The following is a 371-nucleotide window of genomic DNA, read 5'->3' as shown; positions in this document are numbered from 1 at the left end:
GAGTTTGTTTGGCTAAAAGAAGTGGATAGTATTGCGATTCAGTCGTCTGTTCGCAACCTTGCGGATGCTTATACACGCCTTTTCAAAAAACAAAACAATGCCCCGCGTTTCAAATCTAAGAAGAACAACGTACAATCTTATACCACAAAACAAACAAATGAAAACATTGCCGTTGTAGGAAACAAAATAAAATTGCCAAAATTAGGTCTTGTTCGATTTGCCAAAAGTCGTGAAGTAACAGGACGTATTTTAAATGCTACAGTTAGACAGAACCCTTCTGGCAGATACTTTGTGTCATTGTTAGTTGAAACAGAAGTGCAAGAACTTCCGAAAACAAATTCTTACATTGGAATAGATGTAGGACTAAAAGA

General features: G+C 36.7%; 1 pseudogene. It reads left to right on the top strand.

What is annotated here, in order from left to right:
- Nucleotides 1–371 (top strand): annotated as a pseudogene (locus tag JDS92_RS30190) (IS200/IS605 family element RNA-guided endonuclease TnpB); the annotation flags it as partial.

This window comes from Bacillus cereus group sp. N12 (genome assembly GCF_016483575.1).
Classification (GTDB): domain Bacteria; phylum Bacillota; class Bacilli; order Bacillales; family Bacillaceae_G; genus Bacillus_A; species Bacillus_A toyonensis.
Note: the sequence above shows the minus strand (reverse complement) of the source record. Positions and strands in the feature narration are given on the sequence as shown.